Origin of the sequence: Pseudomonas migulae (genome assembly GCF_043225285.1) — a bacterium.
In the GTDB taxonomy this organism is placed as follows: Bacteria; Pseudomonadota; Gammaproteobacteria; order Pseudomonadales; family Pseudomonadaceae; genus Aquipseudomonas; species Aquipseudomonas migulae_C.
Map to the genome: position 1 here is coordinate 4250956 of NZ_CP171224.1, position 24701 is coordinate 4275656.

Sequence of the window (24701 nt, forward strand, 5' to 3'; positions counted from 1 at the left end):
CAGGTGCGGTGCGGTCTTTGTGGGAGCGAGCCTGCTCGCGAAAGCGGTCTGTCAGTCGACTTGGTTGGTGTGTCGACTGACGTCTTCGCGAGCAGGCTCGCTCCCACAGGGGATCATTTGGCGAGGTACGCACGCCAGCCGCCCAGATGGCTGATATCCACCGCCCCCTCCAAACCATACGGCTCACAGATAAACCCGCTCTCCCAACGCCCATCCGCCAGCTGTACCTTGCCCAGCCCCAGCGGCGCCGGAATCCCGCTCAGAAACGAGCCCAGCTCACTGCTCGGCAACTCCCAGACTTCCACCGCAATCGCCACGCCGCCATCCTTCACCCGCACCATTCCCGGACGAAACGGCGGGCCACCGGCGAGTGCATACAGTTGATAGTCCGGCGAGCTGAACGTGGTCTCCACCAGCGTCGCCCCGCGCCGCTTAAGCTGCCAGTTCAGCGCCAGGCCATCGAGATGAGCGCCACACACCACCAACCGCGCACGGTCGTTACGCGCGACCGTTGCCGGCGCAGGAGAGCGGTCTTGAAACGCATCCGCCACGCTCAGCAGATACTGATCGGTAAACGCCCGGCCAAACAGCGTCACGCCCCACGGCAAACCATTGCCCATGAAACCGCTCGGCACGGCGACGGCGGCGTAATCGAGCAGGTTCATGAAGTTGGTGTAGTAACCCAGTTCCGAATTGCGCAGCACCGGTTCAGCGTCCAGTTCCGCCAGGGTAACGGGGCGGCCGATGGTCGGTGTGACGACGCAATCCAGTCCTGCCAGAGCCTTGTCGCACAGGGCTTTCAAGGCTTGCAGCCGATACTGCGCGCGGAACGTTTGCACGCCGCTGACCCCTGGCGCCTTGGCCAACACCGCACGAATCACCGGCAACACCGCTTCAGGGTTTTGCTCCATCAACTCGCCGGCGACGCTGTAGCGTTCCGCCACCCACGGGCCTTCATACAGCAGGCGCGCCGCTTCGAAGAACGGCGTCATATCGAGCTCGACCGCTTCGCCGCCCAACGCTTTGAGCCGGTCGATGGCATCGCCGAACAGCAGCGGACCTTCAGGGCAACCGAAGAACTCCAGGTCCTGCGCACGCGGCACACCGAAGCGGAACGGACGCGGCGTGCCGAACGCCGAGCCGTCGTTCCAAAGCGGGTTGCTGCGGCTGTACTCATCCCGTGGGTCGAGGTGCGCCGTCAGCGCCAGCAACTGGCTGGCTTCCCGAGCCGTCGCGGTAAAGGTGGTGACGCAATCGAGCGTACGACACGCCGGCACCACCCCCGCCGTGGAGATCAAACCTTTCGTAGCCTTCATCCCCACCAGATTGTTCAGCCCCGCCGGCACTCGCCCCGAGCCCGCCGTGTCGGTGCCCAGCGAAAAACTCGCCACGCCGAGTGCCACCGCCAGTGAGGAACCGGCGCTGGAACCGCCCGACGGATACTCCGGCAACACGCTGTTCGGGCACGCACCATAAGGCGAGCGGCTGCCGTTGAGGCCGGTGGCGAACTGGTCGAGGTTGGTCTTGCCCAGCGGGATCGCGCCCAGCGCCAGCAACTGCTCGACGATGGTCGCCGATTGTTGCGGCACGTAGGCAAACGCCGGGCAGGCGGCCGTGGTCGGAATGCCCGCCAGGTCGATGTTGTCCTTGATCGCGAATGGCACGCCGTACAGCGGCAGGCTGTCGATGTCGCGACCGTCGAGCGCGGCGAGGTACGGTTCCAGTTCCTCAACGCTGAGCAAATGAATGAACAGGTGATAGTCCGGGTTCAGCGCGGCGGCTTTGTCGCGCAGGGTCAGCAGCAGTTGGCGCGGCGTGGTGCTGCCGTCGCGGTAGGCGCTGCGCAGGGTGTCGAGTTGCAGATTGAGGGTCATGAAGTGAGTCCTTTGCAAAATGGGTTCAGTCGAGTTCCAGCACCACGACGCGCTGTCCGGCACGCACTGCCGAGCCGGGTTGCACGCGGATCTCGCGGACGATGCCGGCCATCGGTGCGAGCAGCGGGATTTCCATCTTCATCGACTCCAGAATCACCAGCACATCGCCAGCGGCGACGCGGCTGCCGGCCTCCACCTGGACCTGCCAGAGGTTGCCGGCGATGTGGCTGTCGACGCTCATTTCGCCACTGGCGAGCGGTGCGTCTTCGGCCGGTTCCGGGACGGCTTCTTCACTGTCGAAGTGCGCCTGTCCGCTGGCGATCCAGCGCTCGCGCTCGGCGTTGAACGCGCCTTTCTGCTGATCGCGAAACGCTGCAATGCTCGAAGCTTCTTTGCTCAGGAACGCCTGGTAATCCGCGAGGTTCAACTGGCTGTGCTCGATGTTCAGATCGAAACGCCCGAGGGGGAAATCACGGCGGATGCGCAGCAGCTCATCGGCGCTCACCGGGTAGAAACGGATCTGGTCGAAGAAGCGCAGCAGCCACGGTTTGCCATCGAACGCGGCGACTTCGCGGTAGCGGTTCCACATCTGCAACGTGCGCCCGACGAACTGATAACCGCCGGGACCTTCCATGCCGTACACGCACATGTACGCGCCGCCGATGCCCACCGAGTTTTCCGCGGTCCAGGTGCGGGCCGGGTTGTATTTGGTGGTGACCAGCCGATGCCGTGGGTCGAGCGGGGTGGCGACGGGCGCGCCGAGGTAGACGTCGCCCAGGCCCATGACCAGGTAGCTGGCGTCGAACACTGTGCGCTGCACTTCGTCGAGGTTCGGCAGGTCGTTGATGCGGCGGATGAACTCCAGGTTGCTCGGGCACCACGGCGCATCCTTGCGCACGGTGGTCATGTATTTTTCGATCGCCAACTGACAGGCCGGATCGTCCCAGGACAGCGGCAGATGAACGATGCGCGAAGGTACTTGCAGGTCCTTGGCGGCGCACACCGCGTCCCATTCACCGGCGACGATACCGAGCAGATCGGCCAGCGGCAGTTGTTCGGGTTGGTAGTGCACTTGCAGTGAGCGGATGCCCGGTGTCAGGTCGATCACGCCGTGCAGGTGTTTGCTTTCCATAGCCTGCATGAGGGCGTGGGCGCGGAAGCGCAGAACCAGGTCCAGTTCCGGTGCGCCGATCTCCAGGAGCACATGTGTATCGCCCGAAAGTCTCGCAACCAGGCGCGTATCGTCCTGACCCAAATCCAAAACAACAGGCGACTGTAGGAGCCGGCTTGCCGGCGATGGGGGCAGATCAGACACCGCGACAACTTCATCGCCAGCAAGCTGGCTCCTACGGGGGGTATTCCATTTCAAGGCGAGGGTGCGGGCGTCTTCGAGAGAGACGGGCGAGAACTGCACTTTGTCCCCGGCCTTCAATTGCCCGAGCTGCCAAAGATCCGCCTCGATCACCGTCACCGGGCACACGAACCCGCCGAGGCTTGGCCCGTCCGGCCCCAGGATCACCGGCATGTCCCCGGTGAAATCCACCGCGCCGATGGCGTACGGATTGTCGTGAATGTTCGACGGATGCAGCCCCGCCTCACCGCCATCGGCCCGCACCCATTCCGGTTTCGGCCCGATCAGGCGCACGCCGGTGCGGCTGGAGTTGAAGTGCACTTCCCACTGGGTCGAGAAGAAGGTGCCGATGTAGTTTTCGGTGAAGTATTCCGGTGCGCCATGGGGGCCGTAGATCACCCGGATCTGCCGCACGGCCGGCAACTCGGCCACGTCAGGCAGTTGCCCGCCGACGCTGTGATCGGTCAACGCCGGCACATGCAATACATCGCCAGCACGCAAGGCCCGACCGCCATGCCCACCGAACTGGCCCAGGGTGAAGGTACTTTTGCTGCCCAAGTAGTCCGGCACCTGCAGCTCGCCGCGTACACACAGATAGCTGCGGGCGCCTGCGCCGGCAATCGTGCCGAGACTCAAGGTGGCGCCCGCCGGAATCAGCAGCGCCGTGTTCATCGCCACGGTCTCGCCGTTCAACGTCAGCGGAATGACCGCACCCGTGACGGCCACTACCGCGTCGCAATTGAAGCGCAGCAACGGCCCGCTCATGGTGATTTCCAGAGCGGCGGCGCCTTCATCGTTGCCCAGCAGAAGATTGCCCAGTCGCAACGCGCGGCTGTCCATCGGCCCTGACGGCGGCACACCCACGGCCCAATAGCCGAGTCGTCCGGGATAGTCCTGAACGCTGGTTTGGGTGCCGGCGCTGAGCACTTCAAAAGTGTTGGCCCGATAGACCAGATGTTCCAGGCACCGCGTCCACGGCTGACCGCTGGCGAACGGTGCATCGAGCAAAATCTGCCGCAGGTAGTCGCGGTTGGTTTCCACGCCGTAGAGCAGGCTATCGCCCAACGCTTGATGCAGATCCGCGCGTGCTTCCTCGCGAGTCGGCGCCCAGCTGATGACCTTGGCGATCATCGGATCGAAGTAGGGCGGGATCTCACAACCGGCCTCGACCCAGGTGTCGATGCGCAGCTGTTTGCCATCTGCGACGGGGAAATTCACCGCCGTCAGCAAGCCAGGACTCGGCTGAAAATCGCGCCCCGGATCTTCAGCATAGAGCCGCGCCTGAATCGCATGGCCCTCGGCTTTCAAACCCTGGCTCAACACGCTCAGCGGCGGCAAATCACCGGCCGCCAGTTCAACCATCCAGCGCACCAGGTCCACGCCCCACACCTGTTCGGTGACGCCGTGCTCCACCTGCAACCGGGTGTTCACTTCAAGGAAGTAGAAGCGCTGGTCGGCGCTGTCGAAAACGAATTCCACCGTCCCGGCACTTCGGTAGTTCACCGCTTTGGCCAGTTTGATCGCGGCTGCGCACAGCGCTTCGGCCATGCCTTCGGGCAGGTTCGGCGCCGGGGTTTCTTCGAGGACTTTCTGGTTGCGCCGTTGCACCGAGCAGTCGCGCACGCCGAGGGCGATCACGTCACCGCGACCGTCGCCGAACACCTGGACTTCGAGGTGCCGCGCGCGCTGGATGTACTTCTCGATGAACACCCCGGCGTCGCTGAAATTGTTCTGGCCGAGGCGTTTCACCGCTTCGAAGGATTCGCTGAGTTCAGCGGCGCTGCGGCACACGCGCATGCCGATGCCGCCACCGCCGGCGGTGCTTTTGAGCATCACCGGGTAGCCGACCTGCTCACCGGCAATCAAGGCCGCGTCGAGACTGTCGAGCAGCCCGGTGCCTTCGAGCATCGGCACGCCATGTTGCTTGGCCAATGCTCGGGCGGTGTGCTTGAGGCCGAACACGCGGAGTTGCTCGGGCGTCGGGCCGACGAAGGCGATGCCGGCCGCTTCGCAGGCTTCGGCGAACGCGGCGTTTTCCGAGAGGAAACCGTAACCGGGGTGGATCGCCGTGACGCCGGTGGTTTTAGCGATGGCGAGGATTTTATCGACCGCCAGATAGGTGCCGGCCGCCGCGCCTTCGCCGAGGCTGTGGGCTTCGTCGGCTTGCAGGATGTGCAGGCTCGCGGCATCGGCTTCGGAGTAAACGGCGACACCCTTGACGTGTAGTTCACGCAAGGTGCGCAGGACGCGGCAGGCAATGGCGCCACGGTTGGCAATCAGGACTTTTTCGAACATGGCATAACCCCTGGAGGGGATGCGGGCCGTCCCGCAGTTTTTCGTTGGGCGCCGGGGTCGTCCCCGACGGAAAAATCACAAGTATTGAAAACACCGCCGAACCCTGTGGGAGCGAGCCTGCTCGCGATAGCGGTGTATCAGACACATCAATGCCCACTGGCACACCGCAATCGCGAGCAGGCTCGCTCCTACAGGGGTTAATGGTGATTTCGAGGTTTGAGGCACTGCCCGGAACGGGCCTGGCACAGGGCAAACAACCAGCGGCGCAGACGGTTCAGTGTCAGTTCCATACCAGCAGCTCCGCAGGCGTAGGGTTGTAGGCGTTGCACGGGTTGTTCAGCTGCGGGCAGTTGGAAATCAGCACGATCACGTCCATCTCCGCCCGCAGGTCCACGTACTTGCCCGGTGCCGAAATCCCGTCCTCAAACGTCAGCCCGCCATCCGCCGTGACCGGCACGTTCATGAAGAAGTTGATGTTCGGCCCGATGTCGCCCTTGCCCAGTCGCCCGTCGTGGACGCAGGCGCGCAGGTAGTTGTCGCGGCAGCTGTGCATGTAGCGTTTTTCCAGGGCGTAGCGCACGGTATTGCTCTCTTGCGCGCAGGCACCGCCGAGGGTGTCGTGGCGCCCGCAAGTGTCGGCGACGATGGTCAGCATCGGTTTGCCGAGGTTGGAATACAGCACGCTGCCGGTGCTCAGGTAGACGCTGTTCTGCCGGCGCAAGGTGCGTTGTACGTCGTAGCGCTCCTTCGGATTGGCGACGCTGTAGAACAGGGTGTCGACCGCCTGATTGCCTTCCAGGTCGAGGATGCGCAGGGTCTGGCCGGCCTTGACCTCCATCAGCCAGGGCTCGCCGGCCGGGATGGTCGCGCGGTAGACCGCTGTTTCTGGATGCTTTTGAGCGGTAGCGATTGCGAGTGACATGGCAGCGATCCTCAGGCGAACAGGCGGTCGGTGTTGATGAAGCCGCGCTCGTTTTCCGGGCGCGAGGTGCGGCAGTGTTCGGCGACGCTGGCGTCGGCGTTCATCCAGCTCAGCTTCAAGGGTTTCGGCGCGTATTCCGGCGACGGGTCCATCGGGTGTTGCAGGGCGGTAAGCACCACCAGCGTGTCCATCGGCGCGTACAGCTCGATGTAGTCACCCGCCCTGGAATTACCTTCGACAAAATGGAAACGCCCGGCTTCGTCGACGTTCACGCGGCTGAACAGGTTCAGCGTCATCAGCAGATCCGACAGGCCCAGACCCCATTTGCCCAGCTCCACCAACAGATTGTCGGTGCCGTTGCGGAAGAAGCCGTTGCGCAGTTCTTGATAGCGGCCGGCGCCGTATTTTTCCGCGACCTCTTCAGCGCAGAGCACGCCGCCGAGGCTGTCACTCCAGCCGCAGGTGTCAGCGGTAATCGCCGCCAGCACCCGGCCCATGTCCGAGTACAGGCAATGGCCGGTGGTGAGTTTGGCGGTGTGTTGGCATTTGAGGCTGTCGGGCAGGTTCAGGCGTTCGGTTTTTTCATTGGCGTTGAGCAACGTCAGGCTGACATTGGCGCCGCCGCGCAGGTCGGTCAGGCGCAGCAATTGGCCGCGTTTCAATACAAAGGAACGGTGGCCGCCGCCGGGCAACATTTCCTCGGCGAAGGGTGGAAACAGTTGGGTCGAATCAGTCATTGCGGAATCCTCTAAGCGGTACGAAGCGTGCCTGCCAGCTGAGCCGGCAAGGCATCGACGGCGGCGCGTGTGGCGCGGCGGTCGCTGTTCAAAGGGATGTCGTAGGTGATGCGCGCGCCATAGGCGCCGGGGGCGTGCGGGTCGACGCGAACCTTGTCGAATACCAGCAAACGGGTGCCGAGGCTGAAGCCTTCGGACAGGTCGTGGGTGACCATGAACACCGTCAGTTGCGTCTCGCGCCACAGCTCCAGCAGCAAGGCGTGCATGTCTTTGCGGATGCCCGGATCGAGTGCGCCGAACGGTTCGTCGAGCAGCAACACGCGAGGTTTCATGATCAGCGCCTGGGCGATGGCCAGCCGTTGCTGCATGCCGCCGGAGAGCTGCGCCGGGTACTTGTCCAGCGAGTGGCCGAGGCCGACTTTGTGCAGCAGCGCCGAAGCCTGTTCCCTGGCAACTTTTTTGGCGCTGCCGAACAGGCGCCCAAGCAGAGGCGAGCGTGGCAGTTCAAGCCCGAGGGCGACGTTGTCCAGCACGGTCAGGTGCGGGAATACCGAGTAGCGCTGGAACACCACGCCACGGCTTGCGTCCGGTTCACCGGCCAAGGGTTGGCCTTCGAGCAGAATCTCGCCACGACTGGCTTTTTCCTGGCCGAGCAACAACCGCAGGAAGGTCGATTTGCCGCAACCGGAGGCGCCGACGAGCGTGCAGAACTCACCCTCGTTGACGTTCAGGTTCAGGCCTTCCAGCACCACCTGATCGGCGTATTGCTGCCAGACGTTTTTTACCGTGATGAAGCTCATGCGCGGGCTCCTTCATACCAGGGGAACGCACGTTGGGTCAGGCGCTTGAGGCCCCAGTCCATCAACCAGGCGAGCAGGGTGATCCACACCACGTACGGCAGGATCACATCCATCGCCAGATAACGGCGCACGAGGAAAATCCGGTAGCCGAGGCCGTCGGTGGAAGCGATGGCTTCGGCGGCGATCAGGAACAACCAGGCCGAACCCAGCATCAGTCGCAGCGAGATCAGCAGGCGCGGCAGCAATTGCGGCAGCACCACCCGCAGCATCAACGTCCAGGTCGAGGCGCCTAGGGTTTGGGCCTTGATCAGCAACTCGACCGGAATTTCCCGGGCGCGCTGTTCCAGATCCCGGGCCAGGGCCGGAGTGATGCCGATGACGATCAGCATCACTTTCGACAACTCCCCAAGGCCGAAGACGATGAACAGAATCGGCAGGATCGCCAGCGGCGGCACCATCGACAACACCGTCAGCAACGGCGACAACGGCGCGCCGAACAGCGGCAAGGTGCCCGCTGCCATTCCCAGGCACAGCCCGGCCAGCGCGCTGATGCCGAGGCCGATGGCGAGGCGACGCAGGCTGGAGGCGGTGTCTTGCCACAGCACGTATTCACCGGTGCGGGTGTCGGCGGTGAACGCCAGGCGTTTCACCGCGTCGGTCATCTGCACCGCGCTGGGCAACAGCTTGTCGTTGGGGTTGTCCATCAGCCGCTCGGCCGAGCCCATGAAGTAGGCGAACAGCACCAGGGCGAACGGCAGGATCACCAACAACAGGCGACTCGGGCGATCCGGGTGGCGATTGATCAGGCGCATGGCCAGGTCCTCTTCTTACAGCTTGGCGTCGGCGGCCATCTGCACGTAGCTCGGGTCGAAGCGCAGCTTGAGGTTGGTTTTGTCGCCACTGGTCACGCCGTTGGCGAAGGCCATGCCGACCGCGCTGGTGTCCTTGGCGCCTTCACCGAGCAAGCCGTGCTGGAAGGAGAATTCGGCGACCTTACGCATGGTGTCCGGCAGTTGCTTGCTGGTGGAAAACGCCAGGGCTTCTTTCGGCGTGGCGAACAATTTGGTGGTGTCGAGTTGCGCCTGGAAACCCGCAAGGTCGGTGCCCGAGGCTTTGGCCATGTGTTCGAGCGCAGCTTTGCTGGCGGTGTTTTTCGCGTTCATCAACTCGACCACTTCGAACCAGGCGCCGGTGAGCGCTTTGCCCAGGGCCGGGTTGTCTTTGAGGGTGGCGCTGTTGACCACCATCATGTCCATGATCTCGCCGGGGATCTGGCTGGAGTTGAAGACTTCGGTCACGCCGGGCTTGGCCTTGATGTCCGAAAGCATCGGGTTCCAGGTGGTTACGGCGTTGACCTGATCGGTGTTGAACGCGGCGGAGATGTCAGCGTCGGAGGTGTTGACCACCTTCAGGTCTTTCTCGGTGAGGTCCACCGAATCCAGGGCCCGGGCCAGCAGGTAATGGGACACCGAGAGTTCGACCAGATTGACGTCCATGCCCTTCAGGTCGGTGACTTTCTTGCCGTCACCCTTGAGCACGATGCCGTCGTTGCCGTTGGAGAAATCGCTGACGATCAGCGCGGTGCTGTCGACGCCGCCGGCCGCCGGAATGGTCAGCGCGTCCATGTTGGTCATGGTGCAACCGTCGAACTGGCCGGCGGTGTACTGGTTGATGGATTCGACATAGTCGTTGAGCTGCACCACATCGATCTTGATGCCGTACTTCTTCGCCCATTTGTCGACGATGCCCTGGCTGCCGGCATATTCCCAGGGCATCCAGCCGGCGTAGATGGTCCAGCAGACGCTGAAGTGGTCTTTTTGCGCAGCCTGGGACGAAACGCTCACGAAAGCTGCGAAAGCAGCGGCGAGGAGGGCGGGTAAACGAAGTCGGGACATGGTGGTTCTCCAGTTGATCGAAGGCGGGCAGGAGTCAATGCGGCACCGCGAACGGTGGCTTGTCTCCCGGGCTTTTGTCCCGCCGTGTAACCTCAACTGGAGGTCGCCAACTCTCGGACCAGTCACTCGCCTTAGCGAGCCGGAACCCTAGTCAGCCATTGCAAATTGTGGTGCCGCGAACCTGTGATGACTCCTGCACGGGTTTGTTAAAGCGAGAGCCGTGCCAAGTCGCGCAAAGCGCTCTGGGCCGTGGGATTGCCTTCAGGTGTGAGGGTGGGAGAGGCGTTCGCTGCTTTGTGATGGTGCGTCCGTGCACTGAGATGCAGCGCGGCTGGCCGCTGATCCGAAGGTCGGCGCTGTCCGGCACTCGCGATGGGATTGCCAGTCAAAACAGGTGTCAGCCGGCGTGTATCGGCTGCGGGTCTTTCAGGAGGCCGCCATGTTTCGTCGATTGCTGCTTGGTGTTGCGCTCGGTATCGGGCTGTCCGGCTGTTACTACTACGTTGGTTCCTACGACGTGTATTCCTCGCCTTATTACTATCCCGGCTACGCGCCGTATTCCTACTATTACGGCCCGCGCTATTACTACGGTCCGCGCTTTTATGGCGGCTATCGCTACTTCTATTGGGGCGGGCATTCACCCCGTTATTACGGCGGTGGATATCGTGGCGGGCACCATTAATCAGCGCATGAATAGATGAAAAACCTTTCATCGGGCAGATGTTTCAACTTGTTGCAAGACCGCACCGGATGTCGAAATCGATGTCTGATCTTTCGACAGTCAGCGAATAATCGACTGTCGCTCGCCAGCGTCGCTGGTGTGGCTCACTCGCGGTCCAGGAGGCCGCCATGCTCTCTCGAATTCTTCTGATTGCCGTGATGGGTTTGTCCGTTGGTGCATGCGTACCCTATGCCGATGGAGGTGGCAGCTACTACAGTTCCGAGGTGTACACATCCCCAGCCCCGTATTACTCCGACAGTGGGGCGTATTACTCCAATGGCGGTTACTACACGTCGCCGCGGCGTTATTACACGCCACCGGCCCGCTATTACCAGCCAACGCCGCGGTATTACTACCAGCCGCGGGTTTATCAACCGACACCCCGTTATTACCAGCCGTCGCCACGGGGTGATTACCGGGCGCATCAGAGTCATGGCTGGGACGGCAACAATCGTGGAGGCTGGGACGGGCGTAACCGCGGCAACTGGAACAATGATAATCGCGGTGGCGGGCGTAACCACGGTGGACGAGGTGATCACAACGGTCGCGGCGATCACGATGGCCGGGGCGGCCGCCGATAACATGAGTTGAATGCAATACCTGTGGGAGCGAGCTTGCTCGCGATAGCGGACTGTCAGTCACATCATTGATAATGACACACCGATATCGCGAGCAGGCTCGCTCCCACAATTTTGTTCAGTATTCCGACAAATCCGCCAGCGGATGCCGCCCCTCCCAGACCTTGTGAAAGTGCGCCTCCACCACCGCATCCGGCACGTGGTTGATATCCGGCCAATGCCAATGCGGTTTCTGATCCTTATCAATCAACCGTGCGCGCACGCCCTCGCTGAACTCCGGATGTCGGCAGCAGTTGAGGCTCAAGGTGTATTCCATCTGGAATACCTCGGCCAGCGACATATGCCGGGCGCGAGCAATCTGTTCCCACACCAGATGAGCGGTCAGCGGCGAGCCTTCGCTCAGGGTTCGTGCCGCGCGGCTGAGCACCAGGTCGGTGCTGTCGCGCAGTTGGCTGATGGCTTTCCAGGCGCAGACCACATCGCTGACGTCCAGCAGTTCGTCGATCTGCTGGCGGCGCGGCAGCCACTGGGCTTCGGGCATTTTCGCCAGCGCTTCCTGCTGAAGGGCCTTGAGCAGGCTGTTGAGCTGCATCGGCGTCTGTTCCTGCCAGTTCAATTGCAGCAAGCCGGCGAGCAGCTCTTCCTGCTGTTCGTCGAGCAGGAAGCGGTCGGCGAGGTCCAGATCGATCGCATCACGACCATTCATATGCGCGCCGGTCAGGCCGAGGAACAAGCCAAGCTTGCCGGGCAGGCGCGACAGGAACCAGCTGGCACCGACATCCGGATACAAACCGATGGTGATCTCCGGCATCGCCAACCGGCTGCTCGGTGTGACAATCCGGATGTTCGCGCCCTGCAACAAGCCCATGCCACCGCCGAGCACGTAACCGTGCCCCCAGCAGATCAACGGTTTTGGATAGGTGTGCAGGCTGAAGTCCAGGCGATATTCCGCCGCAAAGAAGTTCGCGGCCAGCGGAGGTACGACGCCGGGGTGCGCCCGGCAGGCTTCCACCAGGCTGCGCACTTCGCCACCCGCGCAAAAGGCCTTGGCGCCGTTGCCGCGCAACACCACGCAGACGATCTGCGGATCCTTGGCCCAGGCGTCCAGCCGGTCGCGCAAGGCGTTGATCATCGGCAAGGACAGGGCATTCAGGGACTTTTCAGCATCCAGGCTGGCGACGCCGACGCGGGCGCCGTCGGTGCCGGTGAGTTCTTCGAAGTGCAGATTCATCGTGACCTCGATCGGGAATTTGAGCGTTCAGTATGATCGCTGTGTGGGAAAGTGCCGGATCTGCGTCAGATCAATTGACAAGCGTGATGGGCTTTCCTAGGGTTCGCCCCATTGTTTTTGCCGGATGTAACCATGACTGCTGACGACCGTATCAAACTCGAACCGAGCTGGAAGGAGGCACTGCGTGCCGAATTCGACCAGCCCTACATGGCAGAGTTGCGTAATTTCCTGCAACAGGAGCGGGCGGCCGGCAAGGAGATCTATCCACCGGGCCCGATGATTTTCAACGCACTCAATTCGACGCCGCTGGACAAGGTCAAGGTCGTCATCCTCGGTCAGGACCCGTATCACGGCCCGGGCCAGGCCCATGGCTTGTGCTTCTCGGTGCAGCCGGGCGTACCGGCGCCGCCGTCGCTGGTGAACATCTATAAAGAATTGAAGCGCGACCTGAACATCGACATTCCCAACCACGGCTACCTGCAGAGCTGGGCCGATCAGGGCGTGTTGATGCTCAACACCACCATGACCGTCGAACGCGCCAACGCCAATGCGCACAAGGACAAGGGTTGGCAGTTCTTTACCGACCGCATCATTGAAGTGGTCAGCCAGCAGCAACCGCATCTGGTGTTCATGCTGTGGGGCGCCCATGCCCAGAGCAAGCAGAAGCTGATCGACGCGACCAAGCACCTGGTGCTGACGTCGGTGCACCCGTCGCCGTTGTCCGCCTATCGCGGGTTTCTCGGGTGCGGGCATTTCAGCCGGACCAACAAGTTTCTTGAGCAGAATGGCGAGGCGCCAATCGAGTGGCGGTTGCCGCCGGTTTGATGGGTTAGCAGGGCGGGCCCCATCGCGAGCAGGCTCACTCCCACAATGGATCTCCAGTGAACACAAATTTTGTGATCGGCCGAGATCCATTGTGGGAGTGAGCTTGCTCGCGATGGGGGCGACTCGGTCTATCAGACTGAATCCGGATTCCGATTCCAGTACTTGAACAACGGCTCCGCCAGAAACAACACAAACAACAACCGCATCACCTGCATCGCCGTCACCAGCGGCACCGACAATTGCAGGGTCTCCGCCGTCAGGCTCATCTCGGCAATCCCGCCGGGCATCATGCCCAGGGTCAGCGAACGCAAGTCCAGATGCGTCAGCGCACTCAACCCCAAAGCGGCTGCGGTGGCGATCAACATGGTCAGCACCGTGCCTATCAACGTCCGCCCCATAAACGAGGGCGCGCGCCGGAAAAATTGCCGGTTGAAGTGACAGCCCAACCCGCTGCCGATCAGCCATTGACCGATCTGACTGCCACCGTTGGGCAAACCGATATGCAAATCCCAGCCAATGCTGACTGCCGCACTGACCAGCAACGGCCCGAACAGCCAGGGGTTGGGTTGACGAAGACGCTCCCAAAGCCAGGCCGCCAAAGCGCCCGCCGGGAAAAGCAACGCCAACCACCACCAATTGACAGCGGACGGATGAAACACCGGCGCTCCATCACCCAGCAAATACTTGAACGCCGCCGGCACGCAGAGCACCACGACCAGAACCCGCAGACTTTGCCCCGCCGCCACGCGACTGAGCACTGCGCCATTGCGTGCGCCGAGGTTGACCATCTCCCCGGAGCCGCCCGGCATGCTGGAAAAGAACGCGGTGGCGCGGTCCTCGCCGGTGCGTCGCATCAGCCAGACCCCGACCACCGCGGACAGGCTGGTGACCAATGCACCGAAGAAGATCAGACCGAAGTGGCTCAGCACCTGCTCCATCACCACCGGGGTGAAATGCAGGCCGATACCGATGCCGACCACCCATTGGCCGCATTTGCGGCCGCCGGGGATTTCCGCCAATTGCCAGGGTGTCAGGCAGCGCACGAGGATGATCGCCAGCAACGAGCCGACCATCCACGGCAGCGGCCAGCCAATCTGGCTGGCCAGGTAACCGCCCAGCGCGCCGACCAGCGGCGTACCCCACCAGGCGTTGAACGGTGTTCGATCAGACATCGGCGATAGCGCGACGAGCGACCGAACGTTTGCGCCAGATCCGCAGGATCGGCATGGACAGCATCAGCACGGTCAGCACCCAGACACCCAGGGTGATTGGGCTCGACCAGAGGATTTCCAGGGCACCGTTGGAAATCGACAGCGCGCGGCGCAGGTTCTGCTCCATCAGGCCACCGAGGATGAACCCCAGCAGGACCGGCGACAACGGGAAGTCCAGCTTGCGCAGGATGTAGCCGAAGATGCCGATGCCGACCATCAGGAACAGGTCGAACGTGGTGGCGTGCACCGCATAGACGCCGATCCCGGTGATGATCGCGATCACAGGCACCAGCGCCCAGTTCGGCACGGCCAGGATGCGGGTGAAGATGCGGATCATCGGGATGTTGAGGATCACCAGCATGATGTTGGCGATGAACAACGACGCGATCAGGCCCCAGACGATGTCCGGCTGTTGCTGGAACAGCAGCGGGCCTGGCGTGATGTTGTACAGCGACAGCGCGCCGATCATCACCGCCGTGGTGCCCGAGCCTGGAACCCCGAGGGTCAGCATTGGCACCAGCGCGCCGCAGGCCGAAGCGCCGATGGCGGTTTCCGGTGCCGCGAGCCCGCGCATGTCGCCTTGGCCGAAGGTGCCTTTGGCGCCGGCAATGCGTTTCTCAGTCATGTAGGCCACGGCGCTGGCCAGTGTCGCGCCGGCACCCGGCAGAACGCCCATGATGAAACCGAGCAGGCCGCAACGGATGTTCACCACGAACACCGCCGATGCTTCCTTGAAGTTGAACATCATCCGGCCGGTGGCTTTCACGGCTTCCTGGCCGCGATGGGTTTTTTCCAGCAGCAGGAGGATTTCACTGATGGAGAACAGACCCAGCACCAGCACCACGAATTGAATGCCGTCAGTCAGATGAATGTTGTCCCCGGTGAAACGGTACACGCCACTGTTGGCGTCGATCCCGACAGTCGAGAGAAACAGACCGATCAGCGCCGCGATAAAGGTCTTCAGCGGACGATCACCGGCCATGCCGCCGAGGCAGACAATCGCGAATACCATCAGGACGAAATATTCCGCCGGTCCGAAGGCAATCGCCCATTTCGCCAGCAACGGCGCGAACAGCACCATGCCGCAAGTGGCGATGAACGCACCGATGAACGAACTCCATGCCGACAGCGAAAGCGCCACGCCGGCCAGGCCTTTGCGGGCCATCGGGTAGCCGTCGAGGGTGGTCATTACGGTGGAGGCTTCGCCCGGGATGTTCAGCAGGATCGAGCTGATCCGGCCGCCGTATTCGCAACCCAGGTACACCGCTGCCAGCAAGATCAGCGCCGACTCGGGCGGCAGGCCGAGGGCGAAGGCGATCGGTATCAGCAGTGCCACGCCATTGATCGGGCCCAGGCCCGGCAACAGGCCGACGACGGTGCCGATCAGGGTGCCGCAGAGCGCGGTCACCAGGTTGTACGGGCTCAGCGCGACGCCGAAACCCTGGCCCAAATAGCCGAAAGTATCCATATCAGTTCTCCAGAACGTCGAGCAGGCCCAGAGGCAGCGGCACATCCATCAACTTGTCGAACAGCAGGTAGAGACCGATGCTCATCAGTGTCGTCACCACAATGCTCGGCGCCCAGCGGCCGCCATACAGGCGCGCCATCGGAATACCGATCAGGATGCTGCTGAGGATGAAGCCCAGCGGCTCGAACAGCCCGGCGAATATCAGCAACAGCACGACGCAGATGCCGATTTTGTTCAGGGTTTCGCGGTCCAGTTTCGGGTCATCGTCGCTGTGCACGATCGGCGTCGGACGGAACAGCATGTAAAACAGCGCAAGCCCCATCAGGCCGAGCATCAGCAGGGGAAAGGCCCGAGGTCCTACGGGTTCGTAGGAGAAAGCCGCTTGATACGGCCATGCCATCAGTGCCAGGCCGATACAGGCCAGTAACAGCACCGAAGCGAAAATGCGTTGTAAGAGCATGGAAAACTCCTGTGCCGCGACCCCGTCAAACGGAGTCGCAGCCGCTAGACAAAGGCGATCACTGAATCAGGCCGAACTCTTTGGCCAGCACTTTGTAGTCCGCCACCTGCTTCTTCACGTAGGTGTCCAGTTCCGGGCCGGTCATGGCGAACGGGAACAGTTCACGCTGATCGCGCAGCTTGGCGAACTCGTCGGAGGCCAGCAGTTTGTCGAAGGAGTCCTTCCACCAGGCGTAATCTTCATCGCTGACTTTTGGCCCGAGGTAGAAGCCGCGAACCACCGGCCAGACGATGTCGTAGCCTTGCTCTTTGGCGGTCGGGATGTCTTTCATTTCCGGCTCTTCGAGACGTTTCTCGGAGAACACGGCCAGCAGGCGCATGTCGCCGCTCTGGATGTGCGGCATGGAGTCGGAGATGTCGGTGCTGCCGACCTGGATGTGACCACCGAGCAGGGCGGTGGCGATTTCACCGCCGCCTTCGAGGGCGACGTAACGCAGGTCACGCGGGTTGATCCCGGCGGCCTTGGCGATCAGCGCGGTCTGCATCCAGTCCTGGCTGCCAACGGTGCCGCCGGAACCGATGACCACGGAGCTCGGATCTTTCTTCAGCGCTTTGACCAGATCGTCCAGGGTTTTGTAGGGCGAATCGCTTTTCACTGCGATGGCACCGTAGCTGGTGCCGACCGCCGCCAACCAGCGCACGGCGTTTTCATCGAAACGGCCGAATTTGCCCTGGGCCAGGTTCAGCAGCGAACCGCTGGACCACGCCACCAGCGTGCCGGCGTCGGCCGGGCGCTGAGCGACCACTGCGTTGTACGCCACCGCGCCGACACCGCCGGGCATGTAGGTCACGCGCATCGGTTTGGTCAGCAGTTTTTCGTTGACCAGCGCGCTTTGCGCCAGTTTGCAGGTCAGGTCGAAACCGCCGCCGGGCGAGGCCGGAGCGATGCATTCCGGGCGTTTCGGCTCGGCCATCAGTTGGCCGGCAAACAGCATGCAGCTGGCGGCGAGGGCGAAACGGCGCAGTGATCGATTCATTGTTGTCTCCACGGGAGTTTTTGTTTTTAAGGTGTTTCAGGTGCGACGAATTGCGCTGTTCAGCCGGTTGCGGCGCTGATGAGCGTTAGCGATGGGAAAGGCTGGGGCGGGAAAATCTGGAGCTGTGTGGACAGCATGGCGAAGTACCTCGTTATTGTTCTTATTGGCGAAAACGCATCAAGGCGTTTTTCGGGAGCTACATTTCAAAGCACGGGCGATGGCTTGCAGTCGAAACCATCCGTGGGCCGACTCTAACGGTCGAACCTTTCGCTAACCTTTCAGCAGACTTTCAAGGTTTTCGGGCTTCACAGCGGCGGAGGCGGCTGTAAACTCCGCGCCAAAGAGTGGCGTCGAACATCCCCGAATGAGGTAAAGATCCATGCGTGTTCTGCTCGTCGAAGACCATCTGCAACTCGCCGACAGTGTCGCCCAGGCGCTCAAGAGCACCGGGCTGACCGTGGATGTGCTGCATGACGGCGTGGCCGCCGACCTGGCGTTGAGCAGCGAGGAATACGCTATGGCGATCCTCGATGTCGGCTTGCCGCGCATGGATGGTTTCGAAGTGCTGGCGCGTCTGCGGGCACGGGGCAAGAACCTGCCGGTGTTGATGCTGACCGCCCGCAGCGACGTCAAGGACCGGGTGCACGGCTTGAACCTCGGCGCTGATGATTACCTGGCCAAGCCGTTCGAACTGACCGAACTCGAAGCGCGGGTCAAAGCCTTGCTGCGCCGCAGCGTGCTCGGCGGCGAGCGGCAGCAGACCTGCGGTGTGCTGGCTTACGATCTGGACACCCGGCGCTTCACCCTCGGCGACGAATTGCTCACGCTGACCTCCCGCGAGCAGGCCGTGCTCGAAGCGCTGATCGCCCGTCCCGGCCGGGTAATGAGCAAGGAGCAACTCGCCTCGCAAGTGTTCGGCCTGGACGAAGAAGCCAGCCCCGACGCCATCGAAATCTACGTCCATCGCTTGCGCAAGAAACTCGATGGCCAGCCGGTCGCCATCGTGACGTTCCGCGGTCTCGGTTATTTGCTGGAAAGCCGCGATGCATAAGCCCAGCAGCCTGCGTTGGCGGTTGCTGTGGAACCTCGCGTTGCTGCTGGTGGTGTTGATGCTGGCCAGCGGTTTGAGCGCCTACTGGAACGGTCGCGAAGCGGCCGACACCGCCTACGACCGAACCTTGCTGGCCTCGGCGCGAACCATCGCCGCGGGCGTGTCCCAGCGCGATGGCAGCCTCAGCGCCGACGTGCCCTACGTGGCCCTCGATACCTTTGCCTACGACAGCGCCGGGCGGATTTTCTATCTGGTCAACGACATCAATCAGAAGCTGATTTCCGGTTACGAAAACCTGCCACCACCACCGCCGGGCACGCCGCGCACCGATGACTACCCGGCGCTCGCGCGTTTCTACAACGCGACGTACCAGGGGCAGAACGTGCGAGTGGTCAGCCTGCTCAAACCCGTGAGCGAGCCGAACATGAACGGCATGGCAGAAATTCGCGTCGCGGAAACCGATGAGGCGCGGGTCAGCATGGCCCGCAGTCTGGCGGCGGACACCTTGCTGCGCTTGGGCATGCTGGCGATCGGTGCGCTGCTGATGGTGTGGTTTGCGGTGAGTGCGGCCTTGCGTCCGCTGGAGCGCCTGCGCACCGCGGTGGAAGAGCGGCAATCCGATGACTTGCGGCCGCTGCCGCTGGTGGAAGTGCAGCACGAGTTGTGGCCGCTGGTGCGTGCGCTCAATCACTTTACCGAACGCCTGCGCGGGCAATTCGAGCGACAGGCGCAATTTATCGCCGATGCCGCCCATGAGCTGCGCACGCCATTGGCGGCACTCAAGGCACGGCTTGAACTGGGCCTGCGCTCGACCGAGCCCGAGACATGGCGCACGACCCTGGAAACGGCGGCCCAGGGCACGGACCGCCTGACCCATCTGGCCAATCAATTGCTGTCGCTGGCGCGGGTCGAGAACGGCGCCCGGGCGATCGCCGAGGGTGGGGCGCAGTTGCTGGACCTGAGTCAGCTGGCGCGCGAACTCGGCATGGCGATGGCGCCACTGGCCCACGCTCGCGGTGTTGCACTGGCGCTAGAGGCGGATGAGCCGGTATGGCTGCGCGGTGAGCCGACGTTGTTGAACGAGCTGTTGAGCAACCTGGTGGACAACGCGCTGGCCCACACGCCGTCCGGCGGCAATGTGATCCTGCGGGTTTCGGCGCCAGCGGTGCTGGAGGTCGAGGACGATGGCCCGGGGATTCCGCTTGAGGAGCGCGATCGGGTGTTCGAGCGCTTCTATCGCCGTAACCAGCAAGTGGCCGGTTCAGGACTGGGGCTGGCGATTGTCGGCGAGATCTGCCGCGCGCACCTGGCGCAGATCAGTTTGCATGATGGTGAACGGGCGGGGTTGAAGGTGCGGGTGAGTTTTATCGCGGGAGAATGAGGTGTTTGTGCTGGCCTCTTCGTCGGAGCGCCGTCCGCAGCCGGCTCGCTCCCACAGGGATCTCCAGCTCCAGTGTGGGAGCGAGCCTGCTCGCGATGGGCGCGCTGCGGTCTGACTAGTAAAACATCGACCGCGATTCTTCCAGGTCCCTGCACATCGCTTCGTTTTCCGGATCAATCCCCAATTTCTTGAAAGCTGGCACATTAAAAGTGTCGATGCGAGCGAGCGGGTGGTCGGTGTCCTTGTGGCAATACAGGCTGGCCACCTGGATCAGATCGACGTAATCGACCCGCTCCGACTGCCGCTTGAAGTCCAGGTACAACCCCGGCACCTTCACCAGCTTTTCCGGAAACTCCCAGACCCTGAGCAGTTTATCGCCGAGTACCGGGTGAATCTGATCGATCACATGATTGAGGCTGACCGGGTCGGACAACAGCTCGTAGTGGTCTTCGGCATAGGTCAGGATGGGCAGCACGCCAATCTGGTGCACCAAGCCACCGAGGGCCGCCTGGTCGGGTTTGAGTTGCGTGTAACTGCGGCACAGCGCGTAGCTGACGCCGGCGATCTCCAGGCTTTTGCGCCAGACCTCGCGCATCTTCTTTTCCACCACTTCAGAACGCGCGTGGAAAATCTGTTCCATGACCAGGCCAATCGCCAGGTTACTGCTGTAGTTGACGCCCAGGCGCGTGATGGCGGTGTGCAAGTCCGTGACTTCCTGGGTCGCGCGCAGCAGTGGGCTATTGACCACTTTGATCAGGCGCGCCGATAGCGCGGCATCACGGCCGATCACTTTGCTCAGGTTGCTGACACTGATTTCCGGATTTTCCGCGGCCTTGCGAATCTGCAAAGCCACTTCCGGCAATGTTGGCAGAACCAGGTCATCGTTATCGATGGCCTCAACCAAATCCTGTTGGACCTTATCCGCCAGATCGCTCATTTCTTTTCTCTTGGTGTTGCAACAAGTGCAGCGTTAACGCTGGATTTCGCGATCGCGATCCAGTTCATAAGGCAGATCGAGCAGGTGCAGGGCCGGGCCTTCGAGTGCGCCCAAATGGATATCACCACCTTCTGCTGCTTCGGCTTGCAGCACGGCCAGGAGTTCAATGTTTTGCTCGGCGCGGGCGGCAATCACCACTTCACCGATGGCGCTACCGTGAGTCGGTGAAAACAGCGAGGTGCCCGGTTCCGGCAGCTCAGCGCTGTCGAGGCTCAAACGGTACAAGCGGCGCTTGAGTTTGCCCAGGTACTGCATCCGCGCGACGATTTCCTGGCCGGTGTAGCAACCCTTCTTGAAACTCACGCCGCCGACGGCTTGCAGGTTGAGCATCTGCGGGATGAACAGCTCACGGGTGCCGGGCATGACCTGGCCGATCCCTGCGCGGATCTGGCCTAGCAGCCATTGATTGAGATCACCCTCGGCCAGCAGGGCGGACAACCGGCCCTTGATGACGTCGGCCTGATCGGCGGCCACCCACAGTTCGGCGCGGTCCGGCGAAACGCGAATGGCGATCAGCCCGTCATGGCGCGTCACGCTGTCGGTGTCCGCCGGCAGTTCGAGGCCCAGGCTGATGAGCGCGGCATCGCCGTGGTCGACGCCGAAGCGGACCCACGCGGCGCTTTCATCGGTCAGCTTGGATTTGGAGAACACGGCGTACTTTTTCAGGTCCGCCAGTTGCGGTTCCAGCAGCTCGGTGGCCATGGCCATGAGCACGCCGTCGCCTTGCAGAAGGATGCGGAAACTCGATTGCATCCGGCCTTTCTGCGTGCAGCGCGCGCCGAGGCTGGCCTGGGTGTCGCTCAGGTAATTGAGGTTGCAGGTCAGTTGGCCTTGCAGGAATTTGCCGGCATCCGCGCCGCGGACCGCGAGAACGCCTTCGTGAGACAGGGTGCAGAAAAAAGCAGAATCGGCCATGGGATATCGCAGGGTAAAGAGTCTGGGGGACATCATAAGGGGGCGCCCATGAAATGGGTAGTTCACAAAAGGTCGGGGGTGCCCGACCAAAGCCGACTGTTCGACGGGGCACGGGGCTGTATACTTGCCGCCTATTTGAGGAGCGCTCCATGGTCGAAGATGTTGAACTGAATCGCCTCTACTGGCACAGCCGCCGCGGCATGCTTGAACTTGACGTGTTGCTGGTGCCGTTCGTGAAAGAGGTCTATCCGCACCTCAATGATGTCGACCGCGATTGCTACCGCAAGCTGCTCGAGTGCGAAGATCAGGACATGTTCGGCTGGTTCATGGAACGCGCCGAGTCGGAAGATCCGGAGCTTCAGCGCATGGTTCGCATGATCCTGGATCGTGTCCAGCCCAAGTAATGTGTTCGAATGCCGCTGGCATGCCTCTCGGCAGTTGCTGGCGGCTTATCTGCTGACCCAGGCGTTCGCGCTGGGTTCGTTGTTTCTGCTTGCCATACCGGTCTGGGCCAGCGTGCTTGGGGCGTTCTGCTGCCTGACACATGGCATTTGGGCACTGCCGCGACAGATCCTGTTGACGCACCCACGGGCGTTTCGCGGCCTGCGTCGCGATGCGGATGGCTGGCAGTTATGGAATCAGGCGGGCGGTTGGCAGGCGGTTCAGCTCCGGCGGGACAGCCTGGCCTTGCCGTTGGTCGTGATACTGCGTTTTCGTGTGCAGGGCGAGCGGCGCATTCGCTCGATTTGCGTGCCTCGGGATTCGCAGGCGGCGGATCTGCACCGACGCCTGCGGGTCCGGCTCACCTTCAGTCGGCGTAGGTGGGCGGCACCAGAATAGTGTCCAGCGCGACGGGCAGCATGTTCGGGTAGTCGAGGGTGTAATGCAGGCCACGACTTTCCTTGCGCGCCATCGCTGACTGGATCATCAGTTCGGCGACCTGGGCCAGGTTGCGCAGTTCGATCAAATCCCGGCTGACCTTGTAGTTACTGTAGAACTCGTCAATTTCATCCAGCAACAATTGCACGCGATGCTGCGCCCGTTGCAGACGCTTGTTGGTGCGCACGATGCCGACGTAGTCCCACATGAATCGCCGCAGTTCATCCCAGTTGTGCGCGATGATCACGTCTTCATCCGAATCGGTCACCTGGCTGGCGTCCCAGACGGGCAGGGCGGCGGGAATCGAGACCTGCGGCAACTGTTCAAGAATGTCGGCCGCCGCCGAGCGCGCGTAAACGAAGCATTCCAGCAGCGAGTTGCTGGCCATGCGGTTGGCGCCGTGTAGGCCGGTGAAACTGGTTTCGCCAATCGCGTACAGCCCGGGCACGTCGGTGCGGCCCTGCTGATCGACCATCACGCCGCCGCAGGTGTAGTGCGCCGCGGGAACGACCGGGATCGGTTGTTTGGTGATGTCGATGGAAAACTCGAGGCAGCGCTCGTACACCGTCGGGAAGTGCGTCTTGATGAACGCTTCCGGCTTGTGGCTGATGTCCAGATAGACGCAGTCGATACCGAGCCGCTTCATTTCATGGTCGATCGCTCGGGCGACGATGTCCCGTGGCGCCAGTTCGGCGCGCGGGTCGAAACGCTGCATGAAGCGCTCGCCATTCGGCAGCTTCAGGTGCGCACCTTCACCGCGCAGGGCTTCGGTGACCAGGAAACTCTTGGCCTGAGGGTGATACAGGCAAGTGGGGTGGAACTGGTTGAACTCCAGGTTCGCCACCCGGCAGCCCGAACGCCAGGCCATGGCGATGCCGTCACCGCAGGCGCCGTCGGGGTTGCTGGTATAGAGGTAGACCTTGGCGGCGCCGCCGGATGCGAGGATGACAAAACGAGCGCCGTAGGTGTCGACTTCGCCGGTGCCCCGGTTCAGGACATAAGCGCCGAGGCAGCGATCGCCTTCAAGGCCCAGGCGTTTTTCGGTGATCAGGTCGACCGCGACCCGCTGTTCCAGCAGCTCGATGTTCGGCCGTTGTTTCGCTTTGTCGAGCAGGGTCCGGAAAATCGCTGCGCCCGTGGCGTCGGCGGCGTGGATGATGCGGCGATGGCTGTGCCCGCCCTCGCGGGTCAGGTGGAACTCGAAACCACCGTCTTCGGTGCCGGACTGTTCATCGCGGGTAAAGGGCACGCCTTGGTCGATGAGCCATTGAATCGCCTCTTTGCTGTGCTCGACGGTAAAGCGCACGGCGTCTTCGTGACACAGGCCACCGCCGGCGTTGAGGGTGTCATCGACGTGGGATTCGACGGTGTCGGTGTTGTCCAGAACGGCAGCGACACCGCCCTGGGCCCAGAACGTCGAGCCATTGGCGAGGTCGCCTTTGCTCAGTACGGCAATGCGCAAATGATCGGGCAAGGTCAGCGCAAGGCTCAGACCGGCAGCGCCGCTGCCAATCACCAGAACATCGTGTTGAAACTGTTGGCTCATTTCAGGATTCCGCTCAAAGCGACCCGGGTCGGGGTTGGCGCCAGACTACAGCAAGGGCGAGTCCGGGCGGCCACACAGCCCACTAGTATATAGAGGGGGGGAGCGGCACAATAGCCGGGCTGGCATGGCATTGTGAAACTACAGTGACAGAAAAGACCTGACGCTTCGTCGGATGGTTTTTCGACCCGATCGGCGACAAGACGACTGTATCGTGGATTTAACAGTCTTTTTCCGTTCAGGGTTGCACAATGTCGGTCTGGCGCAGCTATAAATATTTGGAACTTTTGCCAAAGGCCCAAGATCAATAGACCGTTGCCTGAATCAAGGGACAGTGTCGGCTTCAGTGCGGGATTGCGGTTTGATCCTTGCCGGCGAATCCGATGACAAGATTATTCGCGCAGCCGGGTTGTCCCGAGCTGCGCTTTTCGTGCGTGCCAAATCAGAGCCCGCAGGAAACTTGCTTGGAGGGGGAGAACTTTTGCGAAAAGCCCGAGTCTATGTTTGCAAGTCTGGTCGTTTAGTTATGCA

General features: G+C 62.2%; 22 protein-coding genes and 1 riboswitch. Of the genes, 7 read left to right on the top strand and 15 right to left on the bottom strand.

What is annotated here, in order from left to right:
* Window positions 1–113: 113 nt before the first annotated feature.
* The 7 genes from atzF to ACF6ZU_RS19500 form a co-directional block, all read right to left on the bottom strand.
* Window positions 114–1874, bottom strand: coding sequence for an allophanate hydrolase (atzF, locus tag ACF6ZU_RS19470; RefSeq protein ID WP_392886129.1), 1761 nt, complete (start codon window positions 1872–1874; stop codon window positions 114–116).
* A gap of 25 nt (window positions 1875–1899) precedes the next feature.
* Window positions 1900–5520, bottom strand: coding sequence for an urea carboxylase (gene uca / locus ACF6ZU_RS19475; protein WP_392886130.1), 3621 nt, complete (start codon window positions 5518–5520; stop codon window positions 1900–1902).
* Window positions 5521–5800: 280 nt separating this feature from the next.
* A complete protein-coding gene (locus tag ACF6ZU_RS19480; protein ID WP_017336948.1) occupies window positions 5801–6442 on the bottom strand; it encodes an urea amidolyase associated protein UAAP2 in 642 nt (213 codons plus the stop codon).
* Between the two features lie 11 nt (window positions 6443–6453).
* Window positions 6454–7179: an urea amidolyase associated protein UAAP1 gene (locus ACF6ZU_RS19485; RefSeq protein ID WP_008025773.1), complete on the bottom strand. Its 726-nt coding sequence runs from the start codon at window positions 7177–7179 to the stop codon at window positions 6454–6456.
* Between the two features lie 11 nt (window positions 7180–7190).
* Window positions 7191–7979 carry an ABC transporter ATP-binding protein gene (locus ACF6ZU_RS19490; RefSeq protein WP_392886132.1) on the bottom strand — a complete coding sequence of 263 codons (789 nt, stop codon included), beginning with the start codon at window positions 7977–7979 and terminating at the stop codon, window positions 7191–7193.
* The gene (locus tag ACF6ZU_RS19495) at window positions 7976–8791 is read right to left on the bottom strand and encodes an ABC transporter permease (RefSeq protein WP_392886134.1); all 816 of its coding nucleotides are present in this window, start codon (window positions 8789–8791) and stop codon (window positions 7976–7978) included. Before ACF6ZU_RS19495 ends, ACF6ZU_RS19490 begins: the two co-directional genes overlap by 4 nt.
* A gap of 15 nt (window positions 8792–8806) precedes the next feature.
* Complete coding sequence (locus ACF6ZU_RS19500; protein WP_392886136.1) at window positions 8807–9874, bottom strand: putative urea ABC transporter substrate-binding protein; 1068 nt, start codon at window positions 9872–9874, stop codon at window positions 8807–8809.
* A 61-nt stretch (window positions 9875–9935) separates the two neighbouring features.
* A riboswitch (guanidine-I (ykkC/yxkD leader) is annotated at window positions 9936–10036 on the bottom strand.
* Between the two features lie 277 nt (window positions 10037–10313).
* On the opposite strand from ACF6ZU_RS19500, the gene ACF6ZU_RS19505 reads away from it, so the two are divergent.
* Together ACF6ZU_RS19505 and ACF6ZU_RS19510 are read left to right on the top strand one after the other, a co-directional pair.
* Window positions 10314–10556, top strand: coding sequence for a hypothetical protein (locus ACF6ZU_RS19505; RefSeq protein ID WP_392886138.1), 243 nt, complete (start codon window positions 10314–10316; stop codon window positions 10554–10556).
* A gap of 167 nt (window positions 10557–10723) precedes the next feature.
* Window positions 10724–11176: a hypothetical protein gene (locus ACF6ZU_RS19510; protein WP_392886140.1), complete on the top strand. Its 453-nt coding sequence runs from the start codon at window positions 10724–10726 to the stop codon at window positions 11174–11176.
* Window positions 11177–11291: 115 nt separating this feature from the next.
* Here the strand turns inward: ACF6ZU_RS19510 and ACF6ZU_RS19515 are convergent, their stop codons facing one another.
* The gene (locus ACF6ZU_RS19515; RefSeq protein ID WP_392886141.1) at window positions 11292–12404 is read right to left on the bottom strand and encodes an enoyl-CoA hydratase/isomerase family protein; all 1113 of its coding nucleotides are present in this window, start codon (window positions 12402–12404) and stop codon (window positions 11292–11294) included.
* A gap of 132 nt (window positions 12405–12536) precedes the next feature.
* On the opposite strand from ACF6ZU_RS19515, the gene ung reads away from it, so the two are divergent.
* Window positions 12537–13229, top strand: a complete 693-nt coding sequence (ung, locus tag ACF6ZU_RS19520) for a uracil-DNA glycosylase (protein ID WP_392886143.1) — start codon at window positions 12537–12539, stop codon at window positions 13227–13229.
* A gap of 131 nt (window positions 13230–13360) precedes the next feature.
* On the opposite strand, the gene ACF6ZU_RS19525 is transcribed toward ung, so the two are convergent.
* Genes ACF6ZU_RS19525 through ACF6ZU_RS19540 form a run of 4 tightly spaced genes read right to left on the bottom strand, consistent with a single transcriptional unit; the run spans window position 13361 to window position 17404 of the window.
* Entirely contained in the window at window positions 13361–14401 is a 1041-nt protein-coding gene (locus ACF6ZU_RS19525; RefSeq protein WP_392886145.1) for an AbrB family transcriptional regulator, read from the bottom strand.
* Window positions 14394–15908: a tripartite tricarboxylate transporter permease gene (locus ACF6ZU_RS19530; protein WP_392886147.1), complete on the bottom strand. Its 1515-nt coding sequence runs from the start codon at window positions 15906–15908 to the stop codon at window positions 14394–14396. Before ACF6ZU_RS19530 ends, ACF6ZU_RS19525 begins: the two co-directional genes overlap by 8 nt.
* A gap of 1 nt (window position 15909) precedes the next feature.
* A complete protein-coding gene (locus ACF6ZU_RS19535) occupies window positions 15910–16368 on the bottom strand; it encodes a tripartite tricarboxylate transporter TctB family protein (protein WP_392886149.1) in 459 nt (152 codons plus the stop codon).
* Window positions 16369–16426: 58 nt separating this feature from the next.
* Window positions 16427–17404 carry a Bug family tripartite tricarboxylate transporter substrate binding protein gene (locus ACF6ZU_RS19540; protein ID WP_392886151.1) on the bottom strand — a complete coding sequence of 326 codons (978 nt, stop codon included), beginning with the start codon at window positions 17402–17404 and terminating at the stop codon, window positions 16427–16429.
* Window positions 17405–17783: 379 nt separating this feature from the next.
* Here ACF6ZU_RS19540 and ACF6ZU_RS19545 point away from each other — a divergent pair, with 379 nt between their 5' ends.
* Together ACF6ZU_RS19545 and ACF6ZU_RS19550 are read left to right on the top strand one after the other, a co-directional pair.
* Entirely contained in the window at window positions 17784–18455 is a 672-nt protein-coding gene (locus tag ACF6ZU_RS19545; RefSeq protein ID WP_157712128.1) for a response regulator, read from the top strand.
* Entirely contained in the window at window positions 18448–19836 is a 1389-nt protein-coding gene (locus ACF6ZU_RS19550; RefSeq protein WP_392886152.1) for a sensor histidine kinase, read from the top strand. Before ACF6ZU_RS19545 ends, ACF6ZU_RS19550 begins: the two co-directional genes overlap by 8 nt.
* Window positions 19837–19951: 115 nt before the next feature.
* Here ACF6ZU_RS19550 and ACF6ZU_RS19555 read toward each other — a convergent pair whose 3' ends face one another.
* Both ACF6ZU_RS19555 and ACF6ZU_RS19560 read right to left on the bottom strand, forming a co-directional pair.
* Window positions 19952–20773, bottom strand: a complete 822-nt coding sequence (locus ACF6ZU_RS19555) for an HDOD domain-containing protein (protein ID WP_392886153.1) — start codon at window positions 20771–20773, stop codon at window positions 19952–19954.
* Between the two features lie 33 nt (window positions 20774–20806).
* Window positions 20807–21748, bottom strand: coding sequence for a YgfZ/GcvT domain-containing protein (locus ACF6ZU_RS19560; protein ID WP_392886154.1), 942 nt, complete (start codon window positions 21746–21748; stop codon window positions 20807–20809).
* Window positions 21749–21897: 149 nt separating this feature from the next.
* Here ACF6ZU_RS19560 and ACF6ZU_RS19565 point away from each other — a divergent pair, with 149 nt between their 5' ends.
* Window positions 21898–22152 carry a succinate dehydrogenase assembly factor 2 gene (locus tag ACF6ZU_RS19565; RefSeq protein WP_007944081.1) on the top strand — a complete coding sequence of 85 codons (255 nt, stop codon included), beginning with the start codon at window positions 21898–21900 and terminating at the stop codon, window positions 22150–22152.
* Window positions 22136–22588, top strand: coding sequence for a protein YgfX (locus ACF6ZU_RS19570; protein WP_392886156.1), 453 nt, complete (start codon window positions 22136–22138; stop codon window positions 22586–22588). The genes ACF6ZU_RS19565 and ACF6ZU_RS19570 overlap by 17 nt, the downstream gene beginning before the upstream one ends.
* On the opposite strand, the gene nadB is transcribed toward ACF6ZU_RS19570, so the two are convergent.
* Window positions 22557–24173: an L-aspartate oxidase gene (nadB, locus tag ACF6ZU_RS19575; RefSeq protein ID WP_392886157.1), complete on the bottom strand. Its 1617-nt coding sequence runs from the start codon at window positions 24171–24173 to the stop codon at window positions 22557–22559. The two genes, ACF6ZU_RS19570 and nadB, sit on opposite strands and share 32 nt — an antisense overlap.
* Window positions 24174–24701: the final 528 nt, after the last annotated feature.